21 protein-coding genes are annotated in these 24525 nt (G+C 59.1%); 8 read left to right on the forward strand and 13 right to left on the reverse strand.

Features of this window, described 5'->3' with window-relative positions; genetic code table 11:
• Positions 1–88 precede the first annotated feature (88 nt).
• Positions 89–2734 carry a heavy metal translocating P-type ATPase gene (locus tag HB375_RS17340; protein ID WP_167674349.1) on the forward strand — a complete coding sequence of 882 codons (2646 nt, stop codon included), beginning with the start codon at positions 89–91 and terminating at the stop codon, positions 2732–2734.
• Here HB375_RS17340 and HB375_RS17345 read toward each other — a convergent pair whose 3' ends face one another.
• Entirely contained in the window at positions 2735–3913 is a 1179-nt protein-coding gene (locus HB375_RS17345; protein ID WP_205800254.1) for a YncE family protein, read from the reverse strand.
• A 361-nt stretch (positions 3914–4274) separates the two neighbouring features.
• Here HB375_RS17345 and kduD point away from each other — a divergent pair, with 361 nt between their 5' ends.
• A complete protein-coding gene (kduD, locus tag HB375_RS17350) occupies positions 4275–5030 on the forward strand; it encodes a 2-dehydro-3-deoxy-D-gluconate 5-dehydrogenase KduD (protein WP_167674351.1) in 756 nt (251 codons plus the stop codon).
• A 46-nt stretch (positions 5031–5076) separates the two neighbouring features.
• Here kduD and HB375_RS17355 read toward each other — a convergent pair whose 3' ends face one another.
• Genes HB375_RS17355 through bglB form a run of 7 tightly spaced genes read right to left on the reverse strand, consistent with a single transcriptional unit; the run spans position 5077 to position 14108 of the window.
• A complete protein-coding gene (locus HB375_RS17355; protein ID WP_167674354.1) occupies positions 5077–6144 on the reverse strand; it encodes a sn-glycerol-3-phosphate ABC transporter ATP-binding protein UgpC in 1068 nt (355 codons plus the stop codon).
• A 28-nt stretch (positions 6145–6172) separates the two neighbouring features.
• Complete coding sequence (locus HB375_RS17360) at positions 6173–7225, reverse strand: carbohydrate ABC transporter permease (RefSeq protein ID WP_167674356.1); 1053 nt, start codon at positions 7223–7225, stop codon at positions 6173–6175.
• Positions 7222–8253, reverse strand: coding sequence for a carbohydrate ABC transporter permease (locus tag HB375_RS17365; protein ID WP_167674358.1), 1032 nt, complete (start codon positions 8251–8253; stop codon positions 7222–7224). The genes HB375_RS17360 and HB375_RS17365 overlap by 4 nt, the downstream gene beginning before the upstream one ends.
• A gap of 59 nt (positions 8254–8312) precedes the next feature.
• Positions 8313–9584, reverse strand: a complete 1272-nt coding sequence (locus HB375_RS17370) for an ABC transporter substrate-binding protein (RefSeq protein ID WP_167674360.1) — start codon at positions 9582–9584, stop codon at positions 8313–8315.
• Between the two features lie 28 nt (positions 9585–9612).
• The gene (locus HB375_RS17375; protein WP_205800255.1) at positions 9613–12159 is read right to left on the reverse strand and encodes a hypothetical protein; all 2547 of its coding nucleotides are present in this window, start codon (positions 12157–12159) and stop codon (positions 9613–9615) included.
• Between the two features lie 15 nt (positions 12160–12174).
• Positions 12175–13008: a 5-dehydro-4-deoxy-D-glucuronate isomerase gene (gene kduI, locus HB375_RS17380; RefSeq protein ID WP_167674362.1), complete on the reverse strand. Its 834-nt coding sequence runs from the start codon at positions 13006–13008 to the stop codon at positions 12175–12177.
• Positions 13005–14108, reverse strand: a complete 1104-nt coding sequence (gene bglB / locus HB375_RS17385; protein ID WP_167674365.1) for a beta-galactosidase BglB — start codon at positions 14106–14108, stop codon at positions 13005–13007. The genes kduI and bglB overlap by 4 nt, the downstream gene beginning before the upstream one ends.
• Between bglB and HB375_RS17390 the strand changes: the two genes are divergently transcribed.
• Together HB375_RS17390 and ku are read left to right on the forward strand one after the other, a co-directional pair.
• Positions 14107–15297: a LacI family DNA-binding transcriptional regulator gene (locus HB375_RS17390; protein WP_246728574.1), complete on the forward strand. Its 1191-nt coding sequence runs from the start codon at positions 14107–14109 to the stop codon at positions 15295–15297. The two genes, bglB and HB375_RS17390, sit on opposite strands and share 2 nt — an antisense overlap.
• A gap of 128 nt (positions 15298–15425) precedes the next feature.
• Positions 15426–16235 (forward strand): non-homologous end joining protein Ku, encoded by an 810-nt coding sequence (ku, locus tag HB375_RS17395; RefSeq protein WP_167674368.1) that lies wholly within the window; start codon positions 15426–15428, stop codon positions 16233–16235.
• A gap of 85 nt (positions 16236–16320) precedes the next feature.
• Here ku and HB375_RS17400 read toward each other — a convergent pair whose 3' ends face one another.
• Complete coding sequence (locus HB375_RS17400; RefSeq protein WP_343232437.1) at positions 16321–16983, reverse strand: LuxR C-terminal-related transcriptional regulator; 663 nt, start codon at positions 16981–16983, stop codon at positions 16321–16323.
• A gap of 502 nt (positions 16984–17485) precedes the next feature.
• Here HB375_RS17400 and HB375_RS18615 point away from each other — a divergent pair.
• Positions 17486–17743 (forward strand): PilZ domain-containing protein, encoded by a 258-nt coding sequence (locus HB375_RS18615; protein ID WP_167674369.1) that lies wholly within the window; start codon positions 17486–17488, stop codon positions 17741–17743.
• 110 nt (positions 17744–17853) lie between these two features.
• Here HB375_RS18615 and HB375_RS17410 read toward each other — a convergent pair whose 3' ends face one another.
• The 3 genes from HB375_RS17410 to HB375_RS17420 form a co-directional block, all read right to left on the reverse strand.
• A complete protein-coding gene (locus tag HB375_RS17410; protein ID WP_246728575.1) occupies positions 17854–18336 on the reverse strand; it encodes a tetratricopeptide repeat protein in 483 nt (160 codons plus the stop codon).
• An 87-nt stretch (positions 18337–18423) separates the two neighbouring features.
• Positions 18424–18738 (reverse strand): pilus assembly protein, encoded by a 315-nt coding sequence (locus HB375_RS17415; protein ID WP_167674370.1) that lies wholly within the window; start codon positions 18736–18738, stop codon positions 18424–18426.
• 14 nt (positions 18739–18752) lie between these two features.
• The gene (locus tag HB375_RS17420; protein WP_167674371.1) at positions 18753–20333 is read right to left on the reverse strand and encodes a type II and III secretion system protein family protein; all 1581 of its coding nucleotides are present in this window, start codon (positions 20331–20333) and stop codon (positions 18753–18755) included.
• A gap of 815 nt (positions 20334–21148) precedes the next feature.
• On the opposite strand from HB375_RS17420, the gene HB375_RS17425 reads away from it, so the two are divergent.
• Genes HB375_RS17425 through HB375_RS17435 form a run of 3 tightly spaced genes read left to right on the forward strand, consistent with a single transcriptional unit; the run spans position 21149 to position 23493 of the window.
• Positions 21149–22513 (forward strand): pilus assembly protein TadG-related protein, encoded by a 1365-nt coding sequence (locus HB375_RS17425; RefSeq protein WP_167674372.1) that lies wholly within the window; start codon positions 21149–21151, stop codon positions 22511–22513.
• A 38-nt stretch (positions 22514–22551) separates the two neighbouring features.
• Positions 22552–23130 (forward strand): TadE/TadG family type IV pilus assembly protein, encoded by a 579-nt coding sequence (locus HB375_RS17430; RefSeq protein WP_167674373.1) that lies wholly within the window; start codon positions 22552–22554, stop codon positions 23128–23130.
• Positions 23131–23133: 3 nt separating this feature from the next.
• Positions 23134–23493: a TadE/TadG family type IV pilus assembly protein gene (locus HB375_RS17435; RefSeq protein WP_167674374.1), complete on the forward strand. Its 360-nt coding sequence runs from the start codon at positions 23134–23136 to the stop codon at positions 23491–23493.
• Positions 23494–23552: 59 nt separating this feature from the next.
• Here the strand turns inward: HB375_RS17435 and HB375_RS17440 are convergent, their stop codons facing one another.
• A complete protein-coding gene (locus tag HB375_RS17440) occupies positions 23553–24518 on the reverse strand; it encodes a type II secretion system F family protein (RefSeq protein ID WP_167674375.1) in 966 nt (321 codons plus the stop codon).
• Positions 24519–24525: the final 7 nt, after the last annotated feature.

Here is a 24525-nt window from a genome sequence, read left to right on the forward strand (position 1 = left end):
GACTTTCCTCTTGAACCTATAGTTACTAGAGGAATTAGGTTTGCCATCCGATGTCAACCTGCAACCTGACGCACTCGTGAGGAATCGGATGAACACCCCTCTCAGCAAAGCTCCTGCACACGACCGCGCTCATGACGCGTGCTGCAGTCACGACCACCCGCACGAGACAACTGCCCCGGCCGCCCCTGCATCGATCACGTGGAAGGTGGAAGGCATGGATTGCGGCAGTTGCTCCGCTACGATCCGCAAGGCTCTGGAGCGTCTTCCGGGCGTCTCCCAGATCGCGCTTTCCGTGACCAACGAGACCTTGACCCTGATTCTGGACGAGGAAAGGACCAAGGCATCCGAGATCGAGAAGCGGGTTGGCAAGCTTGGCTACAAGCCGACGCGGCTGCAGACCAAGGCGGAAAAGCAAGCCGATCATGCCCTCAGCAGCTGCGGACACGACCATGGGCATGCCCATGGTCACGATCATAGTGCGTGCGGGCATGATCATGGCGCGAACGGCCACAGCCATCATGGACACGATGAGACCCCTTCAGCCGATGCGCAGGTCTGGAAAGTCAGCGGGATGGATTGCGGAAGCTGCGCGGCCACGATCCGTACGACTCTTGAACGCCTGCCCGGCGTCTCGGGGATCAAGGTTTCCATTACGAACGAGACCTTGTCGCTGGTGCTCGACGAGGCCAAGACACCCGGCACGACGATCGAAAGCCAACTGAAAAACCTCGGCTATCAACCGAACCTGATGCGCGACGCCTCCACTCCCGCGAACGCATCAACGGTGAAGGCCGCTGAAAAACCCGCACCGCGCTGGTGGGCGACCCGCAAGGGCAAGATCGCCCTGACGTCGGGCCTGCTTGTCGTCGCGGCCTATGCTGCAAGCGTTGTGGTGCCAGAGGCCTCCCACTGGGTCTTCATTCTCGCAACGGTCATCGCTGCGGCCCCTGTGGCCCGCCGCGCCCTCATGGCCGCCATGGCGGGAGCGCCCTTCACGATCCAGATGCTGCTCACCATCGCAGCGGTCGGCGCTCTGTTCATCGGCGCTGCGGAAGAAGCAGCCATCGTCGTCTTCCTCTTCGCGGTCGGCGAAGTGCTCGAAGGCTTTGCCGCCGACAAGGCCAGAGCAGGCATCAAGGCTCTGGCGGCACTCGTCCCCAAGACGGCCATCGTCGAGGAAGCGGGCCAATTGCGCGAGGTTCCCGCGGATAGCCTGCGAGTTGGACAGGTCGTTCTCGTGCGTCCAGGAGACCGCGTGCCGGCTGACGGCAAGGTGATCGAGGGCACTTCGAGCGTCGATGAATCGCCCATCACGGGCGAGTCCATCCTCAAACTCAAAGAGCCGGGCGCCGATATCTTTTCTGGCTCCATCAACCACGATGGGGCCATCCGTGTCCGAGTCGAGCGCACGGCACAGGACAACATGATCGCGCGCATCATCGCCTTGGTGGAGGAAGCGCAGGAAGCGAAGGCTCCGACCGAGCGGCTCATCGATCGCTTCTCGCGCGTCTATATGCCCTTCATCGTCGGGCTCTCGGCTCTTGTGGCGGTTCTCCCTCCCCTGCTGATGGGTGGCGATTGGTCGACATGGATCTATCGCGGCCTGTCTCTTCTGCTGATCGGCTGCCCTTGCGCACTCGTCATCTCGGTGCCTGCGGCCATCGCATCGAGCCTCTCGACAGCAGCCCGCCATGGGCTCCTCCTGAAGGGCGGCGCCATCGTCGAAAGTCTTGCGAAAGCCCAAGTCGTCGCTTTCGACAAGACGGGCACTCTCACCCTCGGTCGCCCCTTTGTCACGGACGTCGTTGGTATCGGCGCGACCGAGAGCGAGGTTCTCGCCCTGGCCGGAGCCATCGAACGGGAGTCCAACCATCCTCTCGCGCAGGCGGTCGCTGCGCGCGTGGAGAAGGATGGCGTCTCTCTTGCGAGTGCCACGAACGTCCGAGCAATTCCGGGTCGCGGCATGGAAGGAACGATTGGATCGCAGCCGATCTTTATCGGCGCGCCACGCTTCGCGGCAGAACGGGCCGCCCCCGACACCAACCTGATCCGCCGGTTCGAAGCTCTTGAGGAAGAAGGCAAGACCGTTGCGCTCGTCGTCAAGGGAGGCACCGTTGCGGGGATCCTGGCTTTCCGCGATGAACCTCGGGCCGATGCGCAAAAGGGCCTTTCCGATCTCAAGGCGCTTGGCGTCGAGGCTGTCATGCTGACGGGTGACAACGCCAGGACAGGCCAGGCCATCGGACGCGCCCTGGGCATCGGCGTGCGCGCCGAGATGATGCCGAGCGACAAATCCGATGTCGTCCGTAAAATGGCAGAGAGCCGTCACACGCTGATGGTCGGTGACGGCATCAACGACGCTCCCGCGCTCGCGGCGGCCCATGTGGGTGTGGCTATGGGCTCCGGTACGGACGTAGCTCTCGAGGCCGCCGATGCAGCACTCCTGCGGAATCGGGTCACCGATCTCGCCGCGATGATCCGGCTGTCGCGTGCGACCATGGGCAACATCCGCCAGAACATCGCCATCGCACTCGGATTGAAGGCTCTCTTCCTTGTGACGACCGTCACGGGAATGACCGGGTTGTGGATGGCAATCATCGCCGATACGGGCGGCACTGTTCTCGTGACCTTGAATGCCCTGCGCCTTCTCGGCTTCTTCGGCTCCTGGCGCGGGGCGCAAGAGGCGCCGTCGCAGACCAACACTTCGCTTAAGGCCGCCGGACTACGAGCATGACTATCTCATATTTCCCGTATGCCCCAGCGAGTAGCGGCCCGGCTGTGGCCATACGGTGAGGCCATGCGGCGAGCGGCCGACTGGGATGGAGTGCACGGTGCCGGTCTTAGTGTCGATTGCATAGACAACGTCGTCAAAGCGACCCGAAAGCCAAAGGCGCTCTCCATCCGCGCTGACCTGCCCCATATCGGGACTGCCGCCTCCCGGAATGGGCCAAGTGCTCTCGACTGAGCGGGTCGCAAAATCGATGACCGACACGCTGCCGGGGCCGTTGCGGAGGCCATTGATGCGATGGGAGCCGCGATTGGTCGCATAAAGCTTGCGCCCATCGCGACTCGGATAAAGTCCATGGGTGCCGATTCCTGTCGGAATGAAGCCGATCTCCGACAGTGTTTCGCCGTCGATGACGAAAACACCATCGGCCATCATATCCGCGACATAGAAAGTCTTTCCGTCGGGCGAGATGCGAATGTCCTGAGGCATCCCTCCTTTCGACAACTTCAAGATCTGAACGGCATCCCCTTTTGAGAAATCAATTTTTGCAAGGCGGCCGCCAAACTCGCATGTGAAGATGGCATAGCGACCATCGATGGAAAAATCGGCGTGATTGATGCCGGGGCAGTCGCGAACATTCAGCGAGTGCCGCAAGGCCATTGTCTGCGGATCGCGGAACTCCAACCTCTTGTAGGCCTCGGCGACGATGATCGCGAAGGCACCGTTCGGCGTGAAGTACATATTGTAGGCATCGGGAACCGGAATCGGAGAGCCAGGCTTTCCTGTCTGCGGGTCGATTGGCACAAGGCTGCCCCCAGTACGACGCCCTTCACTGCTCTCCGTCACCCACAAGGTCTTAAGGTCCCAAGAAGGGACGACGTGTTGCGGGCTATGGCCAATTTTAAATCGATTGACGACCTCGAACGACGCGGGATCGATTACATAGACATCGCCGGACTTAACATTCGGGACATAGACGAGCGGCTTCAGTCCGTTGAGCGAAGGGTTGATCCGGTCGGCTGACGCCTCGCTGTAGAGGTTGCTGCGATCAACCGCCGGCGGCATGCCTGTGAAAGCCTCACGTCCCACCTGCGAGGCAGCAGATTCCGCCCGCGACGCCTCACCGGGGCAGAGCGTCATAAAGGCAGTGGCGCATCCCCCAATCAAGAAACGGACGCCACGCATGATCGTCTCCACGGACTCGTCACGTCGATCCGGCCTCTTACGTCATATGCGTGCAGGCCCTGATCCCATTAAAGCGCTGCGAGCGGCTTTGTTCAGAAAATTCGCCAAGGGCGAAAGCTTGGCTGGAGACGTCTGCGCCTCCAACCCCCACGACAATGGACAATGCCTTTACCCCGTTTTCACCACGACATGGCGAATGGCGGTGTAATCCTCAAGCGCATAAGTGCTCAGATTCTTGCCGTGGCAGCCACTTCTTAGAGTTTAGAACATGCTCATTGGCACTTTCGACTGATTCATGTCGCGAGTCTTGAAGAAATGGCATAGAAAGAGAGGGTCACCTCCTTCTCATGCAGATTACCTGATGTCATACGCCTTCGACCTCGGACGCAAAGTCGCCATTGTCACCGGAGCCAACACCGGTATCGGACAAGGGATCGCCCTTGCCCTCGCACAAGCAGGAGCCAGCGTCGTTGCGGTCGGGCGATCCTCGATGGATGAGACGCGAGAGCTGATCGCGCCGACAAAAGTGCCGTTCAGGGCGGTCGCGGCGGATCTTTCAAGCCTAGAACCGATTGAAAAGATCCTTGACGCAGCTGAGGATCTTGGACGTGTCGATATCCTCGTCAACAATGCCGGCATCATCCGCCGCGCGGATGCGATTGATTTTACGGAACAAGATTGGGACGACGTGATGAGTCTCAATCTCAAGACCACCTTCTTCTTCTGTCAGGCCGCCGCGCGGCGCATGCTGAAGGACGGACAAGGTGGAAAGATCATCAACATCGCTTCGCTTCTGTCGTTTCAAGGTGGAATCCGTGTTCCCTCCTACACAGCAAGCAAGAGCGGTGTGGCGGGATTGACAAAGCTGCTCGCGAACGAGTGGGCGGCGAAGGGCATCAACGTCAACGCGATCGCGCCGGGCTACATCGTGACCAACAATACTGAAGCCCTGAGGCAGGATGAGAAGCGAAGTGCCGAAATCCTGTCCCGCATTCCGGCAGGACGCTGGGGCCGCGCGGAGGATATCGGAGGTGCCGCGGTGTTCTTGTCGTCGCAAGCGGCGAACTACATCCACGGCACCGTCCTTCCCGTCGACGGAGGATGGTTGGCGCGCTAACGGGACCTAGTTGAGCTTTAGGATGGCACGGCAAGCCGCCCTATTTTTAGACGCCACTACGCGGAACAGAGCTTCCCGTCTCATCGAACACGTGGACCTCGCTTGGCAGCGCGATCCCAATCCTGTCGCCAACTGCGAACCGACCCTGCCCAGGCGCGGTCAGCGTGAAGCTCGTACCAAGATGCGTCTTGCCGTGAATCACAGTCTCCGCGCCAAGCTGCTCGACAAGGGAGATCTCAAGCGCCAAGGTCCCGTCGTCAACATCGGCAATGTCGACTTCATGTGGCCGTACGCCGAGCGTAATCGACGCCCCCGGCGCTAGATTGATGTCTGAAACGGGATGCCGCCGCCCGCCGACATCGAGCCCCGCGGGCGTGACACTCGCCTCGACGAAATTCATGCGAGGCGAGCCTATGAAACCGGCAACAAAGCGATTTGCAGGCCTATTGTAAAGCTCAAGCGGACTTCCGACCTGCTCAACGCGACCATCGCGCAGAACGACGATGCGATCGGCCAGCGTCATGGCCTCTGTCTGATCGTGGGTCACGTAGATCATCGTCGCAGCGAGACGCTTGTGAAGCGCCGCGAGCTCGGCCCGCATTACCACGCGCAGCTCCGCATCGAGATTTGACAGCGGTTCGTCGAGCAGAAAAATTCCGGGTCGCCGAACAATCGCGCGACCGATGGCGACACGCTGGCGTTGGCCTCCGGAAAGTTGGCCGGGCTTGCGATGGAGAAGCGGCTCAATCAGAAGCATCCGGGCCGCCTCCATGACCCGAGCCTCAATCTCCGCCTTTGGCATGCGGCTGTTCTCAAGGCCGAAAGCGAGATTTTGACGGACGCTCATATGCGGATAGAGAGCGTAAGACTGGAACACCATCGCGAGGCCACGATCGGCCGCTGACACGTCATTAACAACGCGGCCATCCAACCGGATCTCGCCGGCATTTGACGCCTCCAATCCCGCAATAATTCGCAGCAGGGTCGACTTTCCGCACCCCGAGGGGCCGACGAACACGACAAACTCGCCGTCTCGAACCTCAAGGTCGATGCCGTGCAGCACATTCACGGCCCCGAACTGTTTCGTGATCTGCTGTAAGGAGAGATGACTCACGGCGCTCTCTTTCCGACTAGGTTGGGCATCACTTCAGACCTGTACTCGCAATGCCACTGGTGATGTAGCGTTGAAGGAACAGGAATATGGCGGCGACGGGAAGGATCGAGAGAACGGTCATTGCAAGGACATAGTGCCATTGAACGTTCAACTCTCCAGAGAAGGCATTGAGGCCGACCTGAAGCGTATATTGCTCCTTGCGAGACAAAACGATAAGCGGCCACAGAAAGTCATTCCAGCGCCACATGATCGAAAAAATCGCGAGCACTGCGAGAGCCGGCGCCGCGAGCGGCAGCACGATGCGCCAGTAGATCTGCCACTCGGACGCCTTGTCCATGCGCGCCGCGTCGATCAATTCGTCCGGAATTGTCAGCATATATTGACGCAGGAGAAAAACGCCAGTCGGCGTTGCCACGGTGGGGAGGATCACTCCCCAAAGGGTATCAAAGAGGCGCATCTCGTTTACGACGAGATAGAGGGGTACCACGATCACCGACAGGGGCACCATGAGGGTCGCAAGAATGATCCCCAGAACCGCCGTACGGCCCTTGAACTCGTATTTGGACAGAGCGAACGCCGCCATGGAGTTGACGATCAGGGTAATGATGGTCGCCATGACCGTTACGAAAATCGAGTTCTGGAAGTAGCGCAGAAAATTGAACTGCTGCAGGGGCTCGGTGTAGTTCCCCGTCGCGAGCTTCACCTCCCGCTCCGGGCTACGCTTATCTATCGGCACGCGCACGAGTTCGCCCTGATTCGCAGGATCCACCATCTGCGCCATGAGACCGACACGACGCACCTGGGCGAGCACTCGCTCAGTGCCGTCGTCCTGCTTCACCCGGTAAAGCGGCAGCGGTTTGTCATAGCCCTGGACATTCGCCAAGCGGGCGTCGAGAGGCAACATCGTCGGCGGAAACTCGACCAGGTTCGCTGGCGTCTTGAACGATGAAAGAGCAAGCCAGACGATGGGGCCGAACATCAGGAACAGGCCTATCGCGAGCCAGAGATAGGACAGGACGTCAGTCCAGTGCCATCCTTTGCCGCCACGGCGCCGGAGCAAAAAGGTCGATATCGCATTCATGCACGCCCCTCCCGATTACGGCGGCTTGACGCCATCAGCTGCAGCAGCGTCAAGCCAACCAGAACCAAGCCCATAAGCATCGAGGCCGCGGAGGCGAGGCCCAGATTTCGGAGGACGTGAGCAAATCCGGTCTCATAAATGTACTGCGTGATGAATAGCGTACTCGTTCCTGGTCCCCCGCCGGTCAGAACATAGGCCTCGTCGAAGATCTGGACAGCACGGATCAGCACGAGAGTGATCACAACAAGAAGGTTGGGCCACAGAAGCGGTAGCGTGATCCTCCAGAAAGTCCGAAAGGCACGCGTCCCGTCCATCATCGCGGCCTCATAGAGATCGCGCGGAATGGCCTGCAAGCCGGCCAGAAGGATGAGTGCGTAAAAGCCAAGGTGTGCCCAGACCGACACGAAGATGGCCCAGAACATTGCCCAGTTGCGCTCCGCAAGCCACAGCGTCCGCTCCAACCCATATTCGACAAGAATGGCGTTAAGCAGCCCGTCGCGCTGCAGGATCCATTTCCAGATCAAGCCAACCACGACGGGCGACAGAAGCACCGGAAAAAAGAAGACGGCCCTCCAGAAGCCTCGACTGCGCATTTCTCGGTTCAGCACCAGCGCAGTGACGAGCGCCACCAACACAAGGACCGTCACCTGCACCACAACAAAGAAAACGGTGTTGTGGATGCTTTGCCAGAAGGCATCCTCACGGCAGGTCGCCGGTTGCGTGTAATCCGCGCAAGTGAGCAGCGTTTGATATTGCTCAAACCCGACAAAGTGGCGCTCCCCAAAAAAGATCGCCATGCCACCGGAGAACGAATAAGCGAAATTAATCGCGACGGGAACGAGAACGAAGATGCTGAAAATCAGCATGTTGGGAGCGAGAAAAACGGCTCCCATGCCTCCGATCCCAAACCGCTTCTGAATGAAGACCATGGGCGCATTCAGTGCCCCCATCAGAAAGTGCAGCGGTGCAGCCACGACACCGGACAGCGCCTGACTCTGTGTTTCACTCGCGACGCTCATTTTCGACATCCCCATTGGAGCGTATCGGCACGCCGGCACTCCCATTTGAGGGAATGCCGGCGAAAGCTTTAGCGAGAGGCCTCTGCGACCTTCTGCTTGATGTCGTCTTCGATGCGTGCGTACGCATCCGCCAACTGTGCCTCACGGGCCACGACCTGTCCAAGGCGGCTGATGACGGAAGCGTAGATCGCACCGGACCACTTGTAGCTCTGCATCTTGAGCGCGATCGGTGAGGCTGACTGCGTCGCTTTCAGGAAGATATCGAGCGACTTCTTCACATTCGGGTCCTTCGATTTGAAATCGACGCCTTTTGCAGCAACGCCCAGGTGCGCGGGGAGGAAGAGCGTGCGCTCAGAGAATTCGCGCACCACCGGCTCGCTCGCCAGATACTCTATCACACGCGCAACTTCCTTCGGATGCTGCGTGTACTTCACTGCGACTAGTCCCGCGCCGCCGGGCATGCCCGTGCAGGCAGCGGGTCCGCAAGGCTCAGTCCCCGCCGACCAATCGAACTTGTCGCCAATCTTCTGCGAAAACTGCGCAACCTGCCAGGAGCCCGAGAAGTAAACAGCGACCTGGCCGTTCACGAACTCATCATTGGCCCCCTTGTAGGTGGTGCCTGCAACGCCACCCCAGATCTCGCGGGGCATGGTGCCGTCCTTGTGCCAATCGGCAATGCCCTGCGCCATCGCCTTGAAGCCGTCATCGACGACGGCCGGCTTGCCATCGGCGCCGATCACCTTCGCGCCCATCGAAATGGCCGGGCCCATGAAGCGATGACCGGAGCGGTCGAAGGCGAGCGCGATCGGAACCTTCTGGTTCTGCGCCACCTTGCGCGCAGCCGCCGCCCACTCATCCCACGACGCCTTCTCACCCGGAACGGGAACACCTGCCTGCTCGAACAGAGTCGTATTGACCAGCGGCCCAGTGATCGTGAGCTGGGTCATGAAGCCGGGAAGAGCATTGCTGCCGTCTTCGCGCATCCAATCGAGCGTGTTGCTGAAATTTTTCTCGAAGATTGCAGCATCCTTCAAGTGCGAACGGAGATCCAGCCAGTGCTTGGCTTGGGACTTCAATTCCACGACGCGGACGATATCTGGACCACGGCCAGCCTCGAGCTGCACGGGAAGCTGGTCCTTGATGACACCGAAGGCCACATTATCGACGACGACCTTGATGTCCGGGTTCTGCGCCTCAAAGCGCTTCACCATGTCCTCCAGAACTTCGCCTTCATTGCCGTCGGAGTACCACATGATGCGGACCTCCGTGGCGGCGAGAGAAGTGGAAGCGGTAAACGTCAGCGCCAAGGCACTGAGCATTAACGTCTTGAAGCTTTTCATCATTTTCCTCCCATGATGAATCTCTGGCTCAGGCGGTTTTGAGTTCTTTTTCCCGCCATTGATCTTGGGAGGGCAGCACGACGCGCGTGCCCTCCGGAAAAGAGCGAAGGTCCCCGGACAACGTCCAATGCTTCGGGTCGATCGTTTCAGTCCCAACCCGAACGGTTGCGTCGGCATTGCAGACAACGGCGCCGAAATCGGGATCATTTAGTGTGATTGTTCCATCGGCTTCAGAAATCGAAAAACCGGCAAAGCGTTCACCGAAGGCCTTCAGGCTGCCTTCGGTCGCAACGTCCGAGAGACGGACGACCCACCGGCCCTCATGGCCCGGAAGACGGATCTCACATCCCGCCGTCGGCCCCGTGATAACCCGCTCAATGGGACCGCTGGCGATCAAGAGACAGAGACCATCGCCCGAGCGAACGAGAATGCGGTTTCCGTCATAGATGACCTCATCCATTTCGGATTCTGGCAACCAAGCATGGGTGAAGTTTGGTTGCGATCCGTGTGCTTTGAAATCCACCACGGCGAGCGATCGGTATTGTTGGACCCAAGGAACAGTGCCGCAGCCGCCCCAATAGGAAGGCCGTCCGTAGCCGCTGTGAATCACCTCGCCCGGATGATTGATCCAGATTTGTGCCTCCGGTTTGTCGCCGAGGCGCAGGTGGAGCATCGTCTCCTGATAACCCCACTCGCCTGCGCGATAGGCGGCGATGCTTCCGAGAGCGTAGCTTTTCGTCTTGAAGTGATAAAGAGAGGCGATCCCGTTTTCGCCCTGCTTGTAGCGCCACTCGTAGGCGTCATCGCCCTTGTAGTCGGCAATTGCTGCAAGGCGCGGGTCGATCTCCAACCCCTTTTCTGCGAAGCACAAAGCAAGCTGAGGGAGTGCGTGGAATCGGCGGCCGAGCCAACCCTTGCCGAAGGCGAGATACGAGATGCCCGACAATTCAAGGGTTCGCCCAGGGCGGAGCGTATGCTCATAGCTGCGCCCCTGAGAAGCGGTCATCAAGCCGTGATGGCTCGACAAGGCGATGATCTCAACGAGACGGCGGATGGCCGCTCCCGAACGCTCGCGGATCGCCGCATCCGGAGAAAGCGCGTAGAGCGCGCAGAGGCCTTTGAGATCGATGGGGAAATAGGGCGCCGAGTTCCACTCGGCCATCTCACACGCTTCGAAATGCGTGAGCCATTCCAGCAATCGCTGACGACCGATCTCCGCTTGCTCACGCCCTTTGCGGCCGGAGCGCTTGAAGGTCTCTTCGGGAAAGAGCGTTCCGGCCAGATGACAGGCCGTGTGAAAGAGCAGCGCGTGGTTCTCGCTGAAATACCACATCACATCGTTGCCCGGCTCGTCCATCCAATATCGGAACCGGAGAATGACATCATCCATGCGGGCTCGCGTTTGAGGCGAGATGCGATCAGGCCAAGCGATACGGCACCAGAGAAGCGGCACCAACAAGAAGTCGGCGCAGTCATGGCAATCGCCGACGATCGGAAGGCAGGAATCGATAATGCGGTCCGTCTCTTCCCCTCCTCGATCAAGCGCGAGCCGCGCAAGGGCGGCGACCATATCGCGCTCACCCTTCTCCGCCACGTGATCGAGAGCGATATGGGCGCGGGCTTTGAGATCGGAGGTTGGCGCTGGCGCATCATCCAGGTGGCAGATTTCAACGCCGAGAACACGGGTCGCCGTGAACGGTCCGTCTCTCAGTGTCACATCGAAGTGCCGAAAGTCGGCGGGCAAATCCTTGGTTCCGGCCAGTGAAATCCGTGTCTGTCCGGCCGGAAGCCGCTTGACGAGTTCGACGTTGCCCTCGGTCGACATGAAGTCGCCACGCACGTCCACGTGGACATCAAGCGTCTGACTTGCAGGCTGATCGAACACAACGACGACTTCGCCGCTGCTATAAAACGGCTTCTCGAACCGCATCCCCTCGAGCATGTGCTCGACAGCGGCGGCGCGCTCCCCTTCGATTGGCGTGGGCAACCCGACCGAGAGGCCTTGCCCCTGCACCAGTTCGAGGCTGAAGTAGTAACGAGCGTCGCGCTCGCAGAGATCCGCGAACCAGACGCGGATTTCATTGCGGCCGGCCTGGAGCGGAACCTCAACGACCGCGCTCTCTTCGAAGTTGCGTTGGTAGCGGGTCAGCTCGGCGATCCGCTTGCCATTCACCTCGAGAAACGCTCCGCCGCATGTCGAGAAGCGGAAGCGCGCGGTTTGAGCCTGCGCGCTTTCAAGCGTCGTTCGCGCCCAGCATTCAACCCGAGTCGCGCGAAACCAAAAACCGGAGAGATCGACGCGGGGGCTGCCAAAGGGAAACCACACGCGCTTGGCCTCGAATGAGGTGACAGGCGCCGGCGTTTTTCCGCGAAACGCGGCAATAAAATCCGTGCGGCAGGGATATTGATGCGGAATGAAGTTCCGATCCTTCGTGAGGAAGAAGAAGGCGTCCATCTTGCCTTCCATCGTGCGGTCAGGAACATCATAGCGCTCCTCATGCACGTCACCGATCTGCCAATGGCCGACAGCATCGCCGGACTTCAGAGGGACCGTCAGATACATGTTGTTGTTCATGATGAGCAGCCCTCTTTAGCGCAGCGTCCTGACGGGAACGGGATCAACGTCAGTGTATTCCTGGTTCTCGCCAGTCATGCCCCAGACGAAAGCATAAGGCCCCGTACCGGCACCCATATGGATCGACCACGCCGGAGAGAGAACGGCATCCCCGTCAGCAACGATCAGATGGCGCGTCTCGTCCGGCCGCCCCATCAGATGAATCACACGATCTTCCGGAGATAAATCGAAGTAGACATAGGCCTCCATCCGGCGCTCGTGCAGATGCGGCGGCATCGTATTCCAGGCGCTGCCCTGGGCGAGATCGGTGATCCCCATGAGCAGAAGCGCGGACGGCGCAACTTCCGGATGGATGTACATGCGTAATGTGCGCTTGTTGGAATTCTTCTCCGCACCGAGCTCAAGCAATTTCGACTCGGCTCGCGTGATGAGGCGATGCGGATAATCGACCTGCGAAGGGACGGAGTTCATATAGAAGCGGGCAGGGTTTTCCGGATCCCGACTCGAGAGCTTTAACTTTTGTGCGCTGCGCCCCACATAAAGGACATCGCGGTTATTAAGCTCAAACGATTGACCATCCACATCGACACGGCCAGGGCCGCCAAGATTGGCAATACCCATTTCGCGATACGACAGAAGATATGGCGTGCCGATTGCGGCCCCCTCACCGAACTCAACCGACTTCTTGACCGGCCGGCAGCCACCCAAAATCATGCGGTCGACGTGCGTATAGACAAGGCGCACTGCATCGTCCGGGAAGATCTTTTCGATCAGAAACGTCGAGCGAAGCTCCTCCGTGGACATGCCGGAAATTTTTTCCGGCCCCGCACCGTAAAGAACCTCGATCATTGGGCGGCCTCCAGCTGAAACGCGTCGGTGTGTCGAACCGCTTCGGCGAGGAGGAGAATTGCAAGCGCCTGGCCGTAAGCGGTCGGTTGGATGGGAATGTCGCGATAGAATTGCAGATCGTGGCCCATGCGCGTGCCATAAGACACATTCTGCACCGTGCCATGCTCATCGATATTGGCGAGCACGTATTCCAGCGCCCTCATGCCGGCCGCGCGCGCGTCCTCTCCCAAAACACCGAGCCGGGCTCCTTTCAGGAGGCCATAGCCGAAACCGGCCGTCGCCGATGTTTCGAGATAGGAAGTCGGGTCATCGACGAGGGTGTGCCAGGCTCCACTCTTGTGCTGGTAGCGCAAGAGAGCCGTAGTCTGACTGCGCAGGCAGCCAAGGAGAAAATCCTTGATACCCCCTTCAATGCCTCCGAGCTCGATGAAATCCAGCAAGCCTGCGGTCACCCAGGCATTGCCGCGCGCCCAACGGGCCCGCGCAAAGTTGTGCCGCCCTTCGAAAGTCCAGCCATGGAACCAAAGGCCGGTCTCGGTATCCGTCAGATAGTGAACGTGCAGAAGGAACTGCCGGATCGATTCACTGACAAGTTCGGACCTGCGGGCAGCGCGTCCGTAATTTGCGAGAAACAGGGCGACCATGAACAGCGTGTCGTCCCAGAGTTCGCCGGGATTGATGCTGTCCGAGACAATATGCTGAAAGCCCTGCTCTTCCGTCCGCGGCAAATCTTTCATGACCAGATCGGCCCACTCCTCTAGAGGCTTGTGCCATCGCTTATCGCGCGTGCGGTCCCACAGGACCGACAAAGCCAGCATAGGAGCCGTGGTATTGACGTTGGGAGGGGGCAATTTGCGCGCCAGCTGGCGCTCATACCAGTCTTCAACCAGCGCACGGTGCCGGTCGGCGCCCGTAAACTCCCAGTATCGGGCCAGTCCGTAGAGCCCGACGCCCTGCGGCCATTCCCAACCGTCAAAGCTGATGTAGTCCCCGGGGGTGCCGTCGAGATTGGGCTCGTGAAAAGTGCCGTCATGGCGCAAAGCGACCATTCCCTCGACCAAGCGGTCGAGTTGGCGAACGAGTCTTCCCCGCTCGAGCATGCGATGCCTCCCCGGCATATGTTCTCTTCTTATGAAAGAATTTTCACGATCCGAAATATTTGCGCAACATGAAAATTTTTTGCATAAGAGGATCATGAGCACGAACTCGTCCAAGTCCCCGCGGCCGTCGCTTGGCCGCAGCCGCCTGAGCGACATCGCCCGCGCCTGCGACGTGTCGATCAGCACCGTTTCCCGCGCCCTCGCCGGACACAAAGGCGTTCGGGAAGACGTCCGCGAAAGGATTATCGATGCCGCCAAAGCAGCACGATATCCGATGCCGACGTCCCTCTCGGGTGGTCGCATTGCGGTCTTTGCAAGTCCGGCGGCAATGACCGATTACAGCCGCTCGCAATTTACATGGCATGTTCTGGAGGGACTGAAATCGGCCGCAGCAGCGCATGACACCGAGATCTCGCTGATTCCGCTACAAGACACAGATGATCAGTATTCCGCCCTTGATGATGTGTTGGCGGACAAAGGCGTCAGGGGGGTTCTTCTTCTCACTGTCGACGATCCTCTGATCTTCGAGCGCGTGAGCGCCAGCGGCAAAGCGGCAGTCCTTATCAATGGCGACGATCCCTCAATGCGGATCTCAAGCATCAGCCCGTGCAATCGCTCTGCCTCCCGGCTTGCCTGCGACTATCTCGTTCGGCTCGGCCATCGACGCATTGCCTTCGTCATGAAGCCCGGACGCGTGACGATTCAACGGCGCCTGGAAGGCTGGGCGGATGCGCTGCAGGAGCATGGCATAGTAGCTCCCTCGCAGGATCTTGTGATCAAGGTGGACGACTGGACACCGGAATGCGCTGAAAGAGCGATCGGGGAGCGGCTCGACGGCAAGACGCTGAACGCTACCGCCCTGCTTTGCGCCGCGGACAGTCTCGCTCTCGGCGCCCTTTCGGCTTTGTCTTCGCGCAATATCCTCTGTCCGCAGGATGTGTCGGTTCTGGGTATCGACGACCTGCCGATCTCGGACCTCCTCAAGCCGCGTCTTACCACGATACATATCCCTGCCCGCGAGTTGGGTGAGACCGCAGTAGAAATGCTCATCGAGCTGGCGATGCAAGGGCAACGACTTATTCGGCGAACCGAATTGGCTTGCCGCCTCATCATGCGGGATTCGACGGCAGAAGCGCCGGACCGCGACATTCTCAGGAGAAAGGCGAAGCCAGCTCGCGCGGCGGTCTAAGCGAGACGTTCGACCGCGGGTCGGCGTACGGCCCTGCCGAGCTTTCATTACAACTTGGCAGTGGAACCGTCGGCTTAGAGCCCTCGTTAAAGTTCATGTCGAAAGCGGCGTGAACCGAGGATCAACTCATGGCCCCCCGCTCCTTCTGGAAGGGTTACCTGAAGCTCTCTCTTGTGACCTGTCCGGTTGCTATGGTCCCGGCTATTACCGAAAGCGAGAAGGTCCGGTTTCACACTCTGAACCGTTCAACGGGACACCGGGTCGAGAGTATCTACGTCGACTCCGGGACCAGCCAACCCGTTGACAAAGACGATCAGGTCAAAGGCTACCAAACCGGCGAAGGCGAGTACGTCATCCTGGAAGATACCGAGTTGGAATCGGTCGCGCTGGAGAGCACCCGAACCATCGATATCGAGATGTTCGTCCCGAAGGATGCGATCGGATCGGTTTGGTATGACCGGCCCCATTACCTCGTGCCTGACGATCCTGTTGGAGAGGAGGCCTTCTCCGTCATCCGTGATGCGATGGAGGCGACCGAGGTGGTCGGTATCTCACGACTCGTTCTGTATCGGCGGGAGCGGGCGGTCATGTTGGAACCACGTGAGCGTGGTATTGTTCTCTGGACTCTACGCTTCGGCGACGAGGTGCGTGACCCCGATCTTTACTTCGGGCCCATCAAAGCGCGGACAGTCGATACCAAAGTCATGTCACTGGTGTCGGCTCTGATCGACGAGCGGACAAGCGCTTGGACCGCCGACATGGCAAAAGACCCTGTTCAGGAACAGCTTCTCTCGCTTATTGCATCGAAGAAGAAAGGAAAGCGCCCATCAAAGCCCCGAAGGGCCGCCGAGCCACAGGCGAATAATGTCATCAACATCATGGATGCTTTGCAGAGAAGTCTGGCTGCGGAGGGGAAACGACCCAAAGGCAGAAAATAAGAACCAGAACGCTGAGACAGTCACGCGAAGGCGGATCCGCTTCTTTCGCCTTTAACGCGTGAAAACCCTCTCATGGGCAAGCCGTCTAAAAAGGGGAAGGCTCGCGGAGACGCGCGCTGGCGATCGCGGCCGCAGCACGATTGCTCACGCCAAAGTAGCGGAATATCGCCGCGAGGTGAATTTTCACCGTTCCGTTCCCGAGATTGAGAGCCGACGCGATCTCTTTGTTTGGCTTTCCTTGAACCAACAGTTCGAGAACATCCATTTGACGCGGGGTGAGCTGGCTTCGAGCCGAATACTGGCCAGACCGACCCATGATCGTTTCTGGAACCTGTGCCACATCGGCCAACGACGGTGGCACATAAATCCCCCCGTCAAGGATAAGGTTGAGCGCCGCGGTCAGTTCCGGGACATTCAAATTCTTCGGCAGATATCCATGCACGCCGGACTCAAGAGCCGAAATGATGCTGCGCTTGGAGTTTGAGGTCGATGCGACAGCCACTTTCGTCTCTGGGAAAGAGGCTCGGAGCGCCCGAAGCCCCATCGCGGCTTTCAATCCTGGGATGGAGAGATCCAGGATGGCAATGGAGACATCATCGCGCTCAAGAAGATGGTCCTTCGCATCGTCAAGGGAACGGACTTCCACTACGTCGGAGAAGCCAAGTTCGCGGGTCAGCAGGGTGCTGATGGCCATCCGAAAATAGACGTCGATGTCGGCGATGAGCGCGGTACGTTCAGTGTTTGCCACTGGGAACCTCCCCGACCAGAGGTCGATTTTGCTCAGTTACGGCGGAGCCTGCAAATCGTTGCACAACTTGCAGCATTTCGACGCCACTACCCTTCGTCAGCTTGCTCGCGGGCCCGCGAAACACCGTTATTGGCTCGCAGTTGCCGCACTGTACCCTCGACAACGTTAAAGATTTCTTCAGAGCAAGCTGAACGACTAGGTATTGGGTCGCCATGATTCGTTTCCTATGATGGGAACTGGCTTCGTGCGAAACGATGTCAATATTATATTATATCGTATCGCTTTTGAAGTGGTGTATCGTAGCGATCATCTGCGATACGTGAGGCGCAAGATCAGGTTGCCGGCGCCGCGCCAATTCCCTTCAAAACTTCCGAGGTCTCCAGGCGAAAATTTTGCGCCCTACCCCGCGTTCCGTGGTCAATAATCTATTGAAAATCCGCGAATAGACACCTAACGTCCAAGTAGCCGTTCGAGTTTTACGATTTGACGTCCTGGGTGAACCATGGAAGCACAGGCGGAGAAGCGACGTTCGAAGCGCGGGCGCACTTTGCTCGACGGCCGCGTCATCTTCAACAATCGTTGCTCGGTTATCGACTGTACCGTCAGGGATATCTCCGAGTCTGGAGCGCGAATCACATTCGCTCATCTTACTCAGCTCCCGTCGGAATTCGAACTTGACATTCCAAGGCGGGGCTCTGTCGTTCGCGCCCGAGTGATGTGGTCCAATGGCAAAGACGCTGGAATCGTCTTTATCGATTAACCGGAGTGCCCTGGATCACCGACCTGAAAAGCCGCACGGTCTCACGCGTCAGGCGATGAGTCTCTGAGGCAGCCGTTCCCGCGCCTTCCACTCCGCTCAACATTGCGCCCTCAAGGGATCGTTTGCGCTCGCGTCAGGATCGCGATGTTGTTGTTAATGATCGCATCCTCAGGACTCGCGGCAAGGGCCTGTCGAAACAAGGCGTTTGCCCGATTCGCATCACCCCGCAGCAAGTAGGAGTACCCGTGGTTGTTTAATAGCTGCGGGGTCTTTCCATTGATTTTGGCGGCTTGGTCGTACGCCCGATCTGCGAGATCAAATCGACCGAGTTGATCGTAACTCGCAGCAAGTCCTATCCAAGAGACACCATCGGCGGGCGCCTGCTCGACTGCCGATAGAAAATATCGCTCGGCAAGGGCGTAATTGCCACGTGCGAAATGCTCCCGCCCCAGTCGCTGCGGCTGGTCGGTGCTGACGTATTGTTCTTCCGTCGCCGCGACGACACCGAACCCGCCTGACCAACCCGTCGACTGACAGCCTGCGAGCATCAACGTTCCAGCCAGGAAGGCAAGCTTGACAGAGCGTTTCATCATTCGCCTACCTCGAGAACTTAGTGACAGTCACGCGCGTTATGGTCACCAGATGAGCTCACCGAACCCCACAAGTTTCCGGAACGGCGATTAACAGACACCTTGCCCCCCTTGAGCTTGGGAAGCCGCGCCCTCCCCACCGTCGTCATTGCCCCTGGCGCTGCCTTTCCCGCAGCGATAATTCTCAACGGCGCGCTGCATCCGTTGACCGTCGAACGCGATAGCCGTGTTGCGGGAGCTTGCAGGCCATGGATCAATGACATGCGTCACGATGTTGGTCTGCACCGCATTGCCGGCGCTGAACGCGATCGTGTTCTTGCGGTCGACATATTCGGCGCATCCGATCACCTGGCTGGCGATCACGGAAACGAGCGCCGCTCGAACCATGGAACCGAGGCTTACCATCGCTACCCTCCCCGTCAGTTTTTGACGCTCACCGGCACCGCCGCGCGCGCCGGAGGCTTCTTGACATTCACACGCTGCACGGCGGGCGCCGGGGCGTCCGGTTCCAGGATATGGCCGTAGGGTCCTGCGATGACCGTTCCATTCGCCGAGATCCATTGTTGAGCCGGCGATGCGGTGGAAGGATCGCGCGGCTTTGCGACCTCGGTCTGGCCAACCAGGAACAGGTCGAGGTCGTTCGCGGGCAGGGTCGAGTCGAGCGGGGTGGCGATCCTGTCGCCAGGTCGCGCGGGCTTGACGAGATGCGGCGTCACGATGACCACAAGCTCCGTCTCGCGGGATATGAACTCCGTGCTGCGGAACAACGCCCCGAGAACCGGAAGGGAGCCCAGCCACGGGAACTGTTCGATATTGCGCTCAGTGACGTTCTGCAGCAGGCCGGCCAGCGCGAAGCTCTGCCCGTCGCGAAGCTCGACCGTCGTTTTCGCGCGGCGCACGGTGAGGCCCGGAATTTCAATTCCACCCGTTTTGACCGACACGGTCGGATCGATGTCGCTGACCTCCGGCTCGAGCTTCAAGTTGATCAGGCCATTGGATAGGACCGTCGGTGTGAAGTTCAGCTTCACGCCGAATTCCTTATAGGTGACAGTGATGGTCGGTACGCCTCCCGACGTCGTGGTGGCTATCGGGATCGGGATCTCGCCGCCGGCACGGAACTCGGCGCTGTCACCCGACATGGCAACAAGATTGGGCTCGGCGAGGCGGCGGACCAGTCCCTTTGACTCCAGCGCGTCAATGGTCAGATCGAGCATGCGCGAATTGTTGGCGAAGCGTGCCAAGATTGTCGCGAATGGCGCTGCCGAACCAAGAAGGCTGTCCAGTATGAGGCCAGCGCCTTGTCCGGAGCCGGAGCCGCCTGACCCCGAGCTGTCTTGCACAGGGCCGCCATGCCCAACCGATGCCGCGCGCGTCTTGCCGCGATAATCATACCGGATTCCGAACTCGCGGCCGGCGCCGCGATTAACCTCGACGAAGCGAACCTTCAGCATCACCTGCTGCGGCGAGGCCACGCGGGTCGCGTTGATGACGCCACCCGGGGAATTCGCTCTGGCGATCTCCACCGCCCGATCGACCGTCGGCGCATCTGCAGCCGTTCCTTCAAGGATCAATTGATCGCCGCTGCTCCGGACCCGAATTCCGCTTGAACCGGCGCCAGCCGCTAGTTTCTCCGCGACACTTCCCGTGTCTGGGCCTATTTCGACATCGATGACGCCAATGATGCGCTTTGAGTCATCGAGTACGGAAATATTCGTCGTGCCAGTCTTCTTGCCAAGAATGTAGAGGCTTTGGTCGCTTAGGGGAATAACATCCGCGATTTCTGCAGAGCCAACTAGAACGTCCGTAAAGGCGTATTCGAGACGAAGCGCCTGGGATTTATTCACAGGCACCCGGATATGCATGAGCTTCGCCCGAGGAGCGGAACTGCCCTGGGCGAACGCGGGGGCGATAAGGTTGGTGCCGGACGTCGTTAAGGACGCATTTCCGAGAACAAGCACGGCGATAGCCGCTGCCAGCACCAACGTTCTCGAACTAGCCATGTCGCCTCCAAGGGACGCTGTCCAGTTTCGGTCAGCAGTTCCTGTTATGGTTAAATATGGTTAACAAAGGCTTACGAGCGGCCTGGCGGGGCGCAGGCAATTATTTAGAATCGAGACCAAGTTTTGCCGCGCTGATACCCCTCGATCAGCACTCGTTGGGAAGTGCGGGTCGCCACCTCATTAATGACGCTTTCGCCAATCATTAGTGAGGTTCCTAACCTGCAAGAGGCGGACGCCATGCGTGCGGCGATCATCGGCTTTCTTGTCCTGACCGGGCCGGCCCTTGCTCAAGAGGCGACTGACGGTATTAATCCGGGGACAGAAGTCAGAGGCGGCTTTCAGGTCGATAGTTATAACGGCGTTCGCGTATGGCGTCCGTTCCCGCCGCCGGCGACGCCAGTCATCGTTCGGCCCTCACCGCCAGCCAACTTCGTCATCAACCAAGCCGCGCCTGCGCAATCGGATATCTCACCTTACTACGACACGTTTCCCTTTCCCGCCCAGCAGCTCCGTCCAAGGTTACGGTTCCACCGTCCTCTGCTCCCCCCCGTGCACGCTCCGCGTGTTGCCCGTCCATTGCCGGCCGCGCCGATCGGCACTCCCCACTTCCGGCGCTAGATGCCAGCTAGGCCATTCGGCCGAATTGCCTTATGGCCTCGCTTCACTAAAATCGAGGTTCGATATTTCTGCGCTGCTTTAGCTCGACTGGGGACCTCTATGTCGACACCAGGGGCGTTACCAGGCGGGTAAAGGGCGCGTTGGCGCAGCAGAAAACAGAGCTGCAACAACGATTACGGGTTATAGGGGGCAGCAACATGAAGTCGCTCGCTTTCGTCCCATTCAGAGCCGTGTATGCGGCGGTTCGGGCACGCTTAGGCCGCTTCGCAACCAACCAGAGCGGTAACGTCGCGGTACTCACCGCCCTCGCACTCCCCGCTTTGATCGGAGCTACCGGGCTGGGGGTGGAAGCCTCCTATTGGTACCTTACCCAGCGTTCCATGCAAAATGCCGCCGATTCCGCAGTAATCGCCGCGGCGACGAACGGGACCGGGAATTACAAGGCAGAGGCCAAGGCGGCCGCAGCTAAATACGGCTTTGTGGACGGCGTGAACAATATCTCGGTAGTGGCGTCGAATACGGCGTCGTGCCCAGCCGGCGGGGCCAATTGTTACAGCGCCACGATTACGGGTTATGTGCCGCTGTTTCTGTCTCAGGTGGCTGGCTATAAGGGCGAGGTTGTCGGCAATGGCCCACCGCAAACAAAACTCAGTGCGACCGCTGTTGCGCGTCTCGATTTAATGCCGCGGGAGTATTGCGTTCTGGCGCTCGGGACGGAAGGTATCGCATTCGGGTCGAATGGCGCGCCGAAAGCCGACTTGGCCGGGTGCAGTATCATGTCGAATGCAGGCGCCCGCTGTAACGGTAACAACCTGGGCGCAGACTACGGCGACGCCGCGGGCAAGAATGAAGGTTGCGGGGTTGTCCAGCGATCAAATGTGCCTCCGCTGGCCGATCCGTACGCCGGATTGAGGTCGAACATTCCTCCCGATCCCTGCGGAGGCATGTATAGTAAGATGGGAAGTCCAAATTTCCCAGCCGCGAACACGTGGCACGGGACTGTCACACTTGGGTCTGGTCCCTACAACGTATGCGGCGACTTGGTGCTCGGAAGTGATGTTACGATCCATACACCGCCTCAGGGCGCCGTCCTCGTGATCTGGAACGGGCAGCTCTATACCGGCAAGAAGCCGAACGGCCGCACGTTGCGCACCGATGCCAACTCCGCTCTCACGATCGTCTTCACCGGGACAAACGCAGCTGGGTACACCCACACTCCGACCGGAGACGGCACCCTTGACTTCGCGGCACCAACTACCGGGCCTTGGAAAGGTATCGCCATCTATCAGGACCCGAACCTAACCACCGGCGTCAACATCACCGAAGCAGGGAATACCCCCACCTGGAAGATCACCGGGATGGTCTACCTGCCACACTCAAGCGTGACGCTGAGCGGCGTGGTCGACAAGTCCAGCGACGGCAAGTCATGCTTCGGCCTCGTCGTAGACAACCTGACCATCAACGGGACCGGCGCGATTATGGCGCATGGAGGTTGCGCCGAAGCAGGTGTTGACCTGCCCACCGGCACCGCGCCGACGGGACGCGGAGCACTGGTCCTCTAAATGTGACGCTCCACGATGGCGCATGTAGGCTGAAGATCATGAAGCTCATTCCGGCCGGGCGCGACAACCGCAATCGCAAGTTCAGCCAGCGCTCTCGTTCTCTCTGGAGCGACAATCGCGGCGTGGCTGGAATCGAGTTCGCCCTGGTCGCTGGCATTTTGTGCGTTCTCTTGCTGAACGGTATCGAGTTGGCTCGTTATGCCTATATCGCGATGCAAGTGCAGAATGCTGCGCAGATCGGCGCGCAATCGGCGTGGAAAGCATGCGACCCCACCAAGGAGCTGCCAGCGACGACCAAGTGTCCGGGACTGGGCGCTGCAGTTGTCAGAGCGATCAGGAGCACGACGCTCGGCGACGATGTCATGCTGCAGGAAAACTCTCCCTCAGAGGCCTATTACTGTCTCAATAATGCCAACGCTTTGATACCGGACGGTGGAATTCCTCTCGGAAGCAAGCCTTCCAACTGCAATACGATTGCAGGTGCTCAAGCCGGTCAACCGGGAGATTACATCAAGGTTGGTGTCACCTACGCGTACCAGCCACTGTTTCTTGACTTTACGGTGGGACGTTTCTTCGACGGAACGATCACCAAAACAACCCACATGCGGTTACTCTAAGACATGAGAGAAGGTTGGGCAAAAAAGGTGCGGGACGACGAGCGAGGCGCGACTGCGATCGAGTTCGCTCTGGTTGCGCCAGCTTTCCTTGCGCTCATCCTCGGCATATTCCAGTTGTCTCTGCTTGGACTTACCGTAGCAAGCCTCAATTATTCCGTGGAGAAGGCCGCGCGCTGCGATGCGATCTCGACGAAGTGTCCCGACGTCACGACCTACTATTTTGCCCCGGCCCCCATTCCAGTATTCACACACGACAAAGCCGCAGTCTGCGGCGCATCGGTCAGCGCGACTGTGACCTATCAGTTGAATGTGCTGATCTATCAAGCATCGATTCCGCTATCCGCGTCCGCATGTTTCCCCTAGAGAGACTGGTCGTGAATATCGCCGACCACGGGCGCTCCTAACGGGTCCTCACGCCTGTTCTAGAGCTTCATGATCTGGATGATCGCCGGCGTAAGAATAACGGCGAACAGGACGGGCAGGAAGAACACGATCATCGGCACGGTGAGCTTCGGTGGCAACGCAGCAGCTTTCTTCTCCGCCTCGCTCATTCTCATATCCCGGTTTTCTTGTGCTTGAACGCGAAGCGCTTGGCCGAGCGCAGTTCCATATTTTTCTGCTTGAATGAGGCTCGTGACGACACCTTTGACGCCGTCGAGCCCCGTGCGCTCAGCGAGATTCTCATACGCTTTGCGACGATCTTGCAGGTACGACAGCTCGGCCGTGGTTAAGCCCAACTCTTCCGCAAGCTCTACGGATTGAGAACCAATTTCTGCAGAAACCTTACGAAGGGCACCTTCGATGCCCATCCCGCTTTCAACGCTAATGAGCAAGAGATCAAGCGCGTCCGGCCATGATCTGCGGATCGAGATCTGTCGTTTCGTGATCTTGTTCTTCACATACAGCGGTGGAGCATAGTAGCCAAGCCCGGCTCCGGCCATGACAATCGCCAGCTTTACGAAAAGCGGGTACTCAAGGTGCAGGATGATGAAAACATACAAGACCATCAGAATAGCCATTCCGACCGGCGCGAGCTGTCGAACAGCGAGATAGGTCACAATCGGCCCCTCGCCGCGATACCCAGCCATCCGCAGCATCTTGACCGTCTCGCTATCCTCCGTTGCCGAGAGACTGAGATGATCAACGACAAGCTTGTAGATCCGCTTCGGTTCGCTCCTGAGAGATATCTGTCTTTCCTTGCCGTTTAAACGGCTACGCTCACGCACCCGAATGCGTTCACTTTCGCTGGTGACTTGAGCCATCCGATCGGTGAGGTGGTCGCGAACAAAATACGGCCAGGATACCACGAGCACGGCAGCGATAACCGCAATCGCGGCCGATAACGCGATGAGCATGTCCGCATTCGCGGTGACCAAAGCGATATCCATCCCGATC

The sequence above is a fragment of the Microvirga terricola genome, from assembly GCF_011777495.1.
Lineage (GTDB): Bacteria > Pseudomonadota > Alphaproteobacteria > Rhizobiales > Beijerinckiaceae > Microvirga > Microvirga terricola.